Origin of the sequence: Bacillus thuringiensis, assembly GCF_001595725.1 — a bacterium.
GTDB lineage: Bacteria > Bacillota > Bacilli > Bacillales > Bacillaceae_G > Bacillus_A > Bacillus_A thuringiensis_K.
Window position 1 is genome coordinate 2,368,533 of the sequence record NZ_CP014282.1, and the last position, 12,108, is coordinate 2,380,640.

Here is a 12,108-nt window from a genome sequence, read left to right on the forward strand (position 1 = left end):
AGGGAAAATAAAAAGTGTATACAAATGTATAATCGGAGGAGTTGTTATGTCAAATAAAGTTCCTACTTCCTTTATCATTATTATAGGATTGATGCTGTTTGCATTGTTTTTTGGAGCAGGAAATTTAATTTTTCCACCTATGCTTGGTCAAATGGCTGGAAATAATGTATGGATAGCCAATGCAGGCTTTTTAGTTACTGGAGTTGGTTTACCATTGTTAGCAATAACAGCATTTGTTTTTTCAGGTGAAAATGATTTGCAATCTTTAGCTAGTCGTGTGCATCCGGTGTTTGGTATTGTATTTACGACCGTTCTCTATCTAGCGATTGGCCCCTTTTACGCCATCCCTAGATCTGGTAATGTATCGTTTGAAATTGGAATTAAACCTTTTTTATCACATGATGCAGGTCCTGTTGCCTTAACTGTATTTACAATCTTATTTTTTACAGTTACATGCTTGTTATCCCTTAATCCTACAAAGATTATTGACATAGTTGGGAAAATTTTGACTCCTATCAAATTGACTGTTATTGGGATGCTCGTAGTTGTGACTTTTATTCATCCTATTGGAAGAATTCAAGCGCCTATTGAATTGTATGCATCAGATTCATTTTTTAAAGGTTTTCAAGAAGGATATTTAACATTAGATGCCCTTGGAGCTTTTGTTTTCGGAATCATTATCGTGAATGCAATTAGAGAAAAAGGGGCTACGACTAAAAAGCAGCTTATGATTGTTTGTGTAAAAGCAACGGCTATTGCTGCTACACTCTTAGCTCTTATTTATACTGCCCTTTCCTATATGGGCGCTTCTAGTGTAGAAAAACTAGGTCGTTTAAATAATGGGGCTGAAGTTTTAGAAAAAGTTTCGGACTATTACTTTGGTTCGTATGGTGCAATTTTCTTAGGTGTAATGATTATAGTAGCATGTTTAATTACAAGCGTAGGACTTATCACTGCTTGTTCTTCTTTTTTTCATAAATTATTTCCAAAAATTTCTTACAAAAAACTTGCTATTATTTTGTCTGTTTTCAGTACACTAGTTGCGAATATAGGGTTAACACAATTAATTAAGATTTCAATCCCTGTATTAATAACTATGTATCCAATTGCTATTACCTTAATATTTCTAATATTTTTACACTCTGTATTCAATGGTAGATTTGAAGTATATCAAGGGAGTTTGATATTGACATTTATTTTTAGTTCGTTAGATGGATTAAAAGCTGCTGGAATAGAAAGTGAAATAATACATAATTTTCTTGAACATTTTCTTCCTTTATATAGTGTAGGTTTAGGGTGGGGGGTTCCGGCTATTATAGGCGGTGTATGTGGGTATATTGTTAGTGTATTACGGAAGAAAAATAACTTAAGTTCTAGTGAAACTCAATTAAATAAATAAATTATTTTTGTTTATCATACCATTATCGAACATACAAAACTAATTATCTCTTTGGAATGACAAAATCTTTTATTTATATCTTTGGAGGTAAATTGAATGAGTTATAACACATTATAGCTGATGTTTGTTGAACAGTGGAGGAAAGAGAAAAAATAGAATGTTACAAATTTATTTAACGTAAAAGAAATATTATAAGACTATGTAATAACTAAGTAAATTTATATACAACAATAATGAGAAGAGCAAACCTTATTTTAAAGGGGATACAGAGAATATGAGTAAGTTATTAAAAAAGAAATCCGTTACACAATTGTTAGAGCATAATCAAAGCAAGACCTTAACGAAAACATTAGGAGCATTTGATTTAATTATGTTAGGGGTAGGCTCAATAATTGGAACGGGCGTTCTTGTGTTAACTGGATTAGTAGCAGCAAGAGATGCTGGTCCAGCAGTTATTTTTTCATTTGTACTTGCAGCAATTATATGCGGATTTATAGCATTATGTTACGCAGAAATTGCTTCCACACTCCCGGCATCTGGTAGTGTATATACGTACTCATATGCAACAATTGGTGAGTTTGTTGCTCATCTAGTAGGTTGGTCTTTACTGTTAATATATATCGTGGCAACAGCGGCTGTCGCTGCTGGATGGACAGGCTATTTCCACAATTTAATAAAAGGATTTGGATTAGAGATACCTAAAGCTCTAGTAACGATCCCTTCACATGGTGGTATTGTAAATCTACCAGCAGTAATCATTACATTGATATTAGCATGGATGTTATCCCGTGGTACGAGGGAAAGTAAACGAATCAATAATATAATGGTATTGATTAAAATTGGTATGATTTTATTGTTTATTACAGTTGGTATATTCTATGTAAAACCAATGAACTGGGTACCAATTGCACCATACGGTTTAAGTGGGGTTTTTACGGGTGGAGCAGCTATTTTATTCGCTTTCACGGGTTTTGATATATTAGCAACTTCAGCAGAAGAAGTAAAAGATCCGAAACGTAATCTTCCCATCGGTATTATTGCATCATTAATCATATGTACAATTATTTATGTTATGGTATGCATTGTTATGACAGGAATGGTTTCCTATAAAGAATTAAATGTTCCTGAGGCAATGGCTTATGTAATGGAAGTGGTAGGACAAGGAAAAGTCGCTGGTGCAATTGCTGCAGGTGCTGTAATTGGCCTTATGGCTGTTATTTTTTCAAATATGTATGCGGCAACACGAGTTTTCTTTGCAATGAGTCGTGATGGATTGTTACCGAAATCATTTGCGAAAGTTAATAAGAAAACTGGAGCACCCACTTTTATAACTGGATTGTCAGGAATAGGGAGTTCTATAATAGCTGGGTTTATTGATTTGAAAGAATTGGTTAATTTAGTTAATATCGGTAGTTTGGTGGCGTTTGCGTTAGTTTGTCTATCAGTTATTATTCTCCGTAAATCACACCCAAATTTAAAACGTGGATTTATGGTACCTTTTGTACCTGTATTACCAAGCGTTTCAATAGTTTGTTGTGTGTTTTTAATGCTAATTTTACCGTTAAGAACATGGATGTACTTTAGTATTTGGATTACTATTGGGGCAGTCATATATTTCTTTTATTCGATAAAACACAGTAATTTAAATGAGGAAACGATCTCGAAATTACATGATAAAATTGCGAGATAATAACGAGAGAAAATTGTATTAATAATCATATTGATAGTTGAGTAACATAGAAGCAGTTTTTTGATATTTAGCAAGAAATAAAATGAAAAATCCTAGGACAGCTGAGTGCCTTTTTTAGAAACCTTGCCTGTTTTTCATGATTTAAAACTAATAAGGAGAGGAAAGTATGAGTGAATTGCATTTTATGAGTCTAGAAGAACTGGATAATGAATTAGAAAAAGATGACAGTGGTATTTATTTTATTAGAGATTATAATGACAATATTATTTATATAGGTAAGGCTTTTAGTATAAAAAGTAGAGTATTAGCTCATTTTAATAGTTATTCCAATATTAAGGAATATGTACATTTATTTAATAAAGTAGCGTATCTTATTGAAGATAGTTTGTTAAAACGCTCATTGTTACAAGTTACTTATATGATTAAATATAAACCAGTATTAAACAAAGAAGTCCAAAAAGAATTCCCAGAGTTATATACTCAATACATTAAGCAAACAAATAAAAAATCCATGTTGTTAGAAATGGATGAAGCTAAAGAAAAAAGGAATGAGTTAAAGAATAGATTAGTAAAATTAGTAGGCGGAAAAACTATGTTTTATGACATAATTTCTCTGTTAAACAATGGATATAACTATCATGTTCTCGCAAAAGTATTGAGCATAGAACTTCAAACTTTAATTATAATGAAAGAACACCGAAACAAATTTCCGATACCACATAATTATAAGAGGACAATAAAGCATCAAGATATAATGTATGCTTTATCTGGAAAAAAGAATTTAAGTACTTCAAGGTTAAACACTTAACTTTAAAGTAGTAAATTCGTTGCTTTTGTAGCTTTTATTGTTATATTGAAATGCAATGTACATTTGTGTTTCAAATTCAATTGGTAGAATAAGGGGAGGGAAAGGGTTCCCATAAAAGTACTAGAAGAAATTAGGTTACTCATGCGTAAATAGCATAATTAGGCACATGTTATTCATAAATATTCAAAGATACGAAAGTAATACAAATGAAATTCTTATTTCTGCTACTACAAGTACTATTGAGCAAATGAAGTATGAAATTGCTTTTGAACTAGGAGTCACACTGGGACCTGATACATCACATCATCTGCAAATGGTTCGGATCGGTGGAGAGATTACAAAACGCTTAGTTCGAATGGCTGAAAAATAGTTAACAGGTCAATACAGATTACACTAAGAAAATAATCCGTATATATACGGATTATTTTCCTTTAATTTACAAAAAAACAAATTTCGAAATTGAAAAGACCTCTCAGATTCCTTTGTAACAATCTTTTTTAGTTATGTTAATGACATAGGTATCTAAAGGTGATAAATTCGGTATGAACGATGTATGAGCCCTTAAAAGTATTTTGGTGTTATTTGCAATTTTAATTCTATAATACTTAAGCTGATATAATAAAATGTTTTATGTCTAAATCGATATAAAATAATAATTATTAAGTGATATTTCTTTTTTTATAGAATAAGTAAAAACTGATACTGTAGTAATTACTGTTTTGAGATCAATTTACTGTGTACCTTAATTATTGAAGTTTTTTGTTGATTAACAACTATTGTATTTGGAAATTAATAATAAGTTTATCCCGCTATTTGCCGGGCAGTAAGACCCCACCTCAAAATTCAGCGGAAGCAAAGAAGTTAGGTGGGGGTCTTACTGCCCGTAAAAGCCCGATTGGTATGGGCTAATAATCAGTGGGGGATGAACAAAACCCCCACTGATTAAAGTTTCACTTTATGTGATACGGTAATAAAACTAGCTAGTTTGCTATTCTTAGTATTTGTAAAGTCTATATATTTTTTCCTCTTTTGTGGAAAGTAAAACTAATGTTACGACCAGTAATATAGTGTCATTTTTTGAATATTCCATTCGTTTTTTATTTTTAGTTGATGAAAAGACCTTTCTCTCAATTAAATGTTTAATTGAGTACTTGAATTTCCTCTACCTTGTATTTTTCAAAGCATAGTGCTTCAAAAATAGCCGTATCGCTTTCATCTGTTTCCAATTTCACAACTTCTTTATTATCTTTTTCTAAAATTTGGAGCAAAATAGTTTTTCAGTTTCACATTTAAATTAGCAGTATTTATTTTTTGAATTCAATTTGTATAAATGATTGAATTGGAACTTTGACTGTTATTTCTTGCGGTGGTACAGTATCTCCTGTAACTTTCGCTGCATTTTAAACCTTTTTCCAGCTTGGTCCTCGCATTGACTACCACTGTATTTTGTAGTACTTCACTGTTTTCTCAAGTTCAATAATTATATCTTGTAGAATTAAGAAAAGAACTTAGTGTATTTCATTTACTTATCTACTCTGATATTTAGATGCTAACTACAATTAAATAATATATGATTTTTATAAAAAAGATATAGTAATATTTTGTTGTGAATTGTACTAATTTGATATTTTATAGTATTATTTGTCATGAATTATATCTAACAGAATATATTTTATGGATCTATAAAGGAGAATGTAATGAATACTTCTATCGATATACAACACTTGTGTGATCTTGCACATAAAGCATTTAATGCCCCTGTACATATTTTATCTGCAGACAGAAAAATTTTATATCATTCTACATCTGATAATGTTTGTAGTCCTTTTTATTCTTCAAAAGAAGAACATCTTAGTGATATTTATCAAGAAAACGATCCCTTTAACTTGCCACTTTTCCGAAGTAACAACTATCTTGAAAATTTTGTTCTAATTCATATAGAAAATCATGATGATATTAAAGGGACTATTATAATCGGTCCTACTATACATCCAAAAGATTCAGATGATATGATCATAAAATTTCAGAAAGAATTTAAATCAAATGATAACATTCAAGAAAGACTTGCCTATTATCAGTGTTTATCTGAGATTAAAAAAACTACATTAATTGATATGGGAATTTTATTACATTACATGATTTTCAATGAAAAGTTAGATGTAGATATTGTCTTGGAAAAAAATAGAGTACTAGAGGAAATTCCTAATAAAAATGTGAAACCTGATTTATATATTTTAAAACGCCGACAAAACAAACCTAAAACGCACAATATGGCATTAGTAAATGATTTCTTTTCGACTATTAAAGAAGGAAATAAAAAAAAGTTAATACAGTATATGTATGCGGTTTCGCAAGAAGATGTTGAACTTATGCTAATAGAGGATCCGCTCAGGAATCAAAAAAACCTTGGAATTATTGCGATTACCTTAGCCACTCGATATGCAATAGAAGGAAACCTGCCACCAGATATTGCTTTTGCTCATAGTATTTTATATATACAAACCCTAGAACAATTAGATAATGTAGAATCTGTAAAGCGATTGTCAGGGGACGCTTTACGTACCTTTGCAGATCGTGTGAAAGAATACAATGCAAAAAAGTATTCTTACGCGGTTACTACATGTATAAAACATATTAATAAAAATGTTTACGATGGAATATCTCTGAATGAACTTGCTAATCAATTAGAAATTACGCCTACTTATCTGTCTAAACTATTTAAAAAAGAAATGGGAATCACTTTCAGCGAATATATTCAAAGGGAACGAGTGGAAGAAGCAAAAAAATTATTAACACTTACTACTTATTCTTTATCAGATATCTGTGCTTGGCTTAATTTTAATGACCAAAGTTATTTTATAAGAGTTTTCAAAAAAAATACTAGTATGACTCCTAGGCAGTACCGTGAAAAATATACAGTAATATAAGCTTGTTATCTGCTGTCTCCAATGTAAAGACTTAAACATGGTATAAGTATCCTAAAAAATAAAAATTCACTAACCATTATTTTGCTAAAGGAAACAAAAAGATAGAAGGCTGCAAAGTGTTCCAAGAAAGCTTTGCAGCTTTTTTGTAATTTAAAACCTACGTTTATAACGAAGATAAGTTTATAGATTAATATCTTCATATTAGATATTTAATAATGATGATATCAGGATGTTTTTTAAAAAAATCAACAATATAACATATATTACTAAATATATCTACATTTTATGCAATTATACATAACTAAATAAAGGTAAAAAAGTATAAAAAAACCTATTATATTATTCTATAAGTATTTTTTTCTAAAATAAATTTCTTGGTTGAGCTAAAATAGTTATTTTTAACCGTATACACATTAATTTGTAATCATTACAATTACAGAAATGAAATTTACGAATAACTATATTTATATAATTTTTTTGGTTCATATTTTTATTTAACAGTAAATTATCGAGCATAATCGACAAAATTTTTCTATTTACGCATTGAAAATTTAATGTTTTAATGAACAACATAACTGGTATGACCAGACAGAAAGGAGAAGGTTACGCTAATAGGAATTATAGTGAAGTTATAAGTAACATTATGTCTTTGATAATTTTCTGAATAGTAAATTTATTTACAAGAGGTCAAGAATCAAATTGGTAATAAACGTGTTCTAAGTTTCTGCATAACAAAAGTGAAGTTATTCCGCAATAAAAGTATAAGCAATGTACAGTATAATTTCACCTTTTGTTGTCTAGTAAGGAGTTTGCTGACAAAACTAAGAGGGATATTATCAAATTAAAATTAAACAATGTTATGACAAGATTAACTGTAAGCATTGGTTTATTGATCCTCACGATTCTGTAAGTTAAACCGCAACTTTAGGAAAGAATTAATAATTTACTACTCATAAGGTGCCTGATTCAAATATAGTTAATAAATTTTTGTTATTTATATTTAAAAAAATAGAGTATCGAAATGAGAGATAAATAAAATCCTTACATCCTATTAGAAGTAAAAAACAACGATATTAACGTATCTGAAAGATTTCTCCTTCTTATCCAGTTTACAAAGAGAGCGGTCGTACAAGTTATATGAATTAAGTTATAAAAACAATGGTAAAGGAGTGTACGGAATGAAAACTAAAATAATGACAGGATTATTAGTCACATCCATTGTAACTGGAGCAACTATTCCTATCAATACTCTCGCAACACCAATCGTTCAAGCGGAAACTCAACAGGAAGGCAAGGATATTTCCTCTTCATTACGAAAATTAGGTGCGCAATCTAAATTAATCCAAACGTATATTGATCAATCTTTAATGAGTCCTAATGTACAGCTAGAGGAAGTCCCAGCTTTAAATACCAATCAATTCCTAATCAAACAAGATATGAAGGAATGGTCATCGGAACTCTATCCACAGTTAATTCTATTAAATTCAAAAAGTAAAGGGTTTGTAACAAAATTTAATAGTTATTACCCGACATTAAAATCGTTTGTAGACAATAAAGAAGATAGAGAAGGGTTTTCGGATAGACTTGAAGTACTTCAAGAAATGGCTATGACGAATCAAGAAAATGCGCAACGACAAATCAATGAATTAACAGATCTTAAATTACAGCTTGATAAAAAATTAAAAGATTTTGATACTAATGTGGCAACTGCGCAAGGCATACTAAGTACAGATGGAACAGGAAAAATAGATCAGTTAAAAAATGAAATATTAAATACCAAAAAAGCAATTCAAAATGATTTACAGCAAATTGCATTAATACCAGGGGCTTTAAATGAACAGGGATTTGCTATATTCAAAGAAGTTTATAGTCTTTCAAAAGAAATTATTGAACCAGCTGCGCAAGCAGGGGTGGCAGCGTATAACAAAGGAAAAGAAATTAACAACTCTATTCTAGAAGCTGAGAAAAAAGCAGTGCAAGAAGCAACAGAGCAAGGTAAAACTGCTCTAGAGATTGAATCAGCAAAAAGAGCAGCTCGTGAAGCAATTGAGAAAAGCAAACAAGGTGAAATAGCAGCCGCAGCCGCAGCAAAAACACAAGAGTATGACCTGATGAAGGTCATTGATACCGAAAAGATTAAGAAAACATTTGGCGTTTTTGCTGAAGTAAATAAATTAACAGCAGAACAGCGAGCATATTTAGATGATTTAGAGAAACAAAATCAAAAAATATATGATTTAACAACGAAATTATCAATAGCTGATTTACAAAAATCAATGCTTCTTCTTACACAAAATGATTTGCATACGTTTGCAAATCAAGTAGATTTAGAACTTGATCTACTAAAGCGCTATAAAGAAGATTTAAATCTAATAAAAAATAGCATTACAAAATTATCTACTAATGTTGATACAACTAACGAGCAGTCTCAAAAAGATACATTAAGACAATTAAAAAATGTAATAAGTTACCTTGAAGAGCAAGTATATAAATTTTGATATTACGTTTTTGGAAATCTATAAAGAGTATAAGTATTTAGCGAAAGAAGGAGAATAGTCATGAAAAAATTTCCATTCAAAGTACTAACTTTAGCTACATTAGCAACTGTTATAACTGCTACTACCGGTAACACTATTCATGCATTTGCACAAGAAACGACCGCTCAAGAACAAAAAGTAGGCAATTATGCATTAGGCCCCGAAGGACTGAAGAAAGCATTAGCTGAAACAGGGTCTCATATTCTAGTAATGGATTTATACGCAAAAACAATGATTAAGCAACCAAATGTAAATTTATCTAATATCGATTTAGGCTCAGAGGGGGGAGAGTTGCTCAAAAATATTCACCTTAATCAAGAGCTGTCACGAATCAATGCAAATTACTGGTTAGATACAGCGAAGCCACAGATTCAAAAAACTGCTCGTAATATTGTAAATTACGATGAACAATTTCAAAATTATTACGACACATTAGTAGAAACTGTACAAAAGAAAGATAAGGCAGGTCTAAAAGAGGGTATAAATGATTTAATTACTACAATCAATACAAATTCAAAAGAAGTTACAGATGTGATTAAGATGCTACAAGACTTCAAAGGGAAACTATATCAAAATTCTACAGATTTTAAAAATAATGTTGGTGGTCCAGATGGGAAAGGTGGATTAACTGCAATATTAGCAGGTCAACAGGCAACGATTCCACAACTTCAAGCTGAAATTGAGCAACTTCGTTCTACTCAGAAAAAACATTTTGATGATGTATTAGCATGGTCAATTGGTGGTGGATTGGGAGCAGCTATTTTAGTTATTGCAGCTATTGGAGGAGCGGTAGTTATTGTTGTAACTGGCGGTACAGCAACACCGGCTGTTGTTGGTGGACTCTCGGCTCTTGGTGCAGCTGGTATCGGTCTAGGAACTGCGGCTGGTGTCACAGCATCTAAGCATATGGACTCCTATAATGAAATTTCTAACAAAATCGGAGAATTAAGTATGAAAGCAGATCGTGCTAATCAAGCAGTTCTTTCGCTTACTAACGCGAAAGAAACATTGGCATATCTATATCAGACTGTAGATCAAGCGATATTGTCTCTAACAAATATTCAAAAGCAATGGAATACAATGGGCGCAAATTATACAGATTTACTGGATAATATCGATTCTATGCAAGACCACAAATTCTCTTTAATACCAGATGATTTAAAAGCCGCTAAAGAAAGTTGGAATGATATTCATAAAGATGCAGAATTCATTTCAAAAGATATTGCTTTTAAACAGGAGTAGAACTGAAATTTAAAACCTAAATTGGAGGAAAATGAAATGATAAAAAAAATCCCTTACAAATTACTCGCTGTATCGACGCTATTAACTATTACAACCGCAAATGTAGTTTCACCAGTAACAACTTTTGCAAGTGAAATTGAACAAACGAACAATGAAGATACGGCTCTTTCTGCAAATGAAGCGAGAATGAAAGAGACCTTGCAAAAGGCTGGATTATTTGCAAAATCTATGAATGCCTATTCTTATATGTTAATTAAAAATCCGGATGTGAATTTTGAGGGAATTACCATTAATGGATATGTAGATTTACCTGGTAGAATCGTGCAAGATCAAAAGAATGCAAGGGCACATGCTGTTACTTGGGATACGAAAGTAAAAAAACAGCTTTTAGATACATTGAATGGTATTGTTGAATACGATACAACATTTGACAATTATTATGAAACAATGGTAGAGGCGATTAATACAGGGGATGGAGAAACTTTAAAAGAAGGGATTACAGATTTGCGAGGTGAAATTCAACAAAATCAAAAGTATGCACAACAACTAATAGAAGAATTAACTAAATTAAGAGACTCTATTGGACACGATGTTAGAGCATTTGGAAGTAATAAAGAGCTCTTGCAGTCAATTTTAAAAAATCAAGGTGCAGATGTTGATGCCGATCAAAAGCGTCTAGAAGAAGTATTAGGATCAGTAAACTATTATAAACAATTAGAATCTGATGGGTTTAATGTAATGAAGGGTGCTATTTTGGGTCTACCAATAATTGGCGGTATTATAGTGGGAGTAGCAAGGGATAATTTAGGTAAGTTAGAGCCTTTATTAGCAGAATTACGTCAGACCGTGGATTATAAAGTAACCTTAAATCGTGTAGTTGGAGTTGCTTACAGTAATATTAATGAAATGCACAAGGCGCTTGATGATGCTATTAACGCTCTTACTTATATGTCCACGCAGTGGCATGATTTAGATTCTCAATATTCGGGCGTTCTAGGGCATATTGAGAATGCAGCTCAAAAAGCCGATCAAAATAAATTTAAATTCTTAAAACCTAATTTAAATGCAGCGAAAGACAGTTGGAAAACATTACGAACAGATGCAGTTACATTAAAAGAAGGAATAAAGGAATTAAAAGTGGAAACTGTTACTCCACAAAAATAGGGAAATATTAATTCTGTTGTAAAGTGAACTAAAACATAGAAAGTCTATGATTACACTGTTAAACAGAAAAGTAATAATTGATAAATCCTTATATAACAGAAAGGCGGAGTCTCATTAAAGACTTCGCCTTTCAATTATATATAAGTATGATTCTAATAAAAGAATAACCTTGTAGTTTAATTGCTTTTTTTAAATTTGCAACAGAATCGGTTAATTTGAAGCTGATTATATACATTTTCTTTAATACTTAATGATTTGAAGACTGCTAAAGAAAGTTCAAACGATACTGATAAAAGAGGTAGAACTTATTTTGAAAGACATCGCTTTTTAATAAGATTAGA

9 protein-coding genes are annotated in these 12,108 nt (G+C 31.1%); 8 read left to right on the plus strand and 1 reads right to left on the minus strand.

The window, feature by feature from the left end:
* Positions 1-46: 46 nt before the first annotated feature.
* From brnQ5 to AXW78_RS11950, 4 genes are all read left to right on the plus strand, one after another.
* Positions 47-1,399, plus strand: a complete 1,353-nt coding sequence (brnQ5, locus tag AXW78_RS11935; RefSeq protein WP_000066879.1) for a branched-chain amino acid transport system II carrier protein BrnQ5 — start codon at positions 47-49, stop codon at positions 1,397-1,399.
* Positions 1,400-1,673: 274 nt separating this feature from the next.
* Positions 1,674-3,089: an amino acid permease gene (locus tag AXW78_RS11940; RefSeq protein WP_061884175.1), complete on the plus strand. Its 1,416-nt coding sequence runs from the start codon at positions 1,674-1,676 to the stop codon at positions 3,087-3,089.
* 166 nt (positions 3,090-3,255) lie between these two features.
* Positions 3,256-3,897, plus strand: coding sequence for a GIY-YIG nuclease family protein (locus AXW78_RS11945; protein ID WP_001292181.1), 642 nt, complete (start codon positions 3,256-3,258; stop codon positions 3,895-3,897).
* 166 nt (positions 3,898-4,063) lie between these two features.
* Complete coding sequence (locus AXW78_RS11950; RefSeq protein WP_000897402.1) at positions 4,064-4,267, plus strand: alpha/beta-type small acid-soluble spore protein; 204 nt, start codon at positions 4,064-4,066, stop codon at positions 4,265-4,267.
* 769 nt (positions 4,268-5,036) lie between these two features.
* On the opposite strand, the gene AXW78_RS32145 is transcribed toward AXW78_RS11950, so the two are convergent.
* Positions 5,037-5,165 carry a hypothetical protein gene (locus tag AXW78_RS32145; RefSeq protein ID WP_000939299.1) on the minus strand — a complete coding sequence of 43 codons (129 nt, stop codon included), beginning with the start codon at positions 5,163-5,165 and terminating at the stop codon, positions 5,037-5,039.
* Positions 5,166-5,594: 429 nt separating this feature from the next.
* Here AXW78_RS32145 and AXW78_RS11955 point away from each other — a divergent pair, with 429 nt between their 5' ends.
* From AXW78_RS11955 to hblB, 4 genes are all read left to right on the plus strand, one after another.
* Positions 5,595-6,824: a helix-turn-helix domain-containing protein gene (locus tag AXW78_RS11955; protein WP_001097908.1), complete on the plus strand. Its 1,230-nt coding sequence runs from the start codon at positions 5,595-5,597 to the stop codon at positions 6,822-6,824.
* Between the two features lie 1,178 nt (positions 6,825-8,002).
* Complete coding sequence (gene hblC, locus AXW78_RS11960; RefSeq protein WP_061884176.1) at positions 8,003-9,322, plus strand: hemolytic enterotoxin HBL lytic component L2; 1,320 nt, start codon at positions 8,003-8,005, stop codon at positions 9,320-9,322.
* Between the two features lie 60 nt (positions 9,323-9,382).
* Positions 9,383-10,603, plus strand: coding sequence for a hemolytic enterotoxin HBL lytic component L1 (gene hblD / locus AXW78_RS11965; RefSeq protein WP_000714435.1), 1,221 nt, complete (start codon positions 9,383-9,385; stop codon positions 10,601-10,603).
* 36 nt (positions 10,604-10,639) lie between these two features.
* Positions 10,640-11,767, plus strand: coding sequence for a hemolysin BL binding component B (gene hblB, locus AXW78_RS11970; RefSeq protein WP_001968418.1), 1,128 nt, complete (start codon positions 10,640-10,642; stop codon positions 11,765-11,767).
* Positions 11,768-12,108 lie beyond the last annotated feature (341 nt).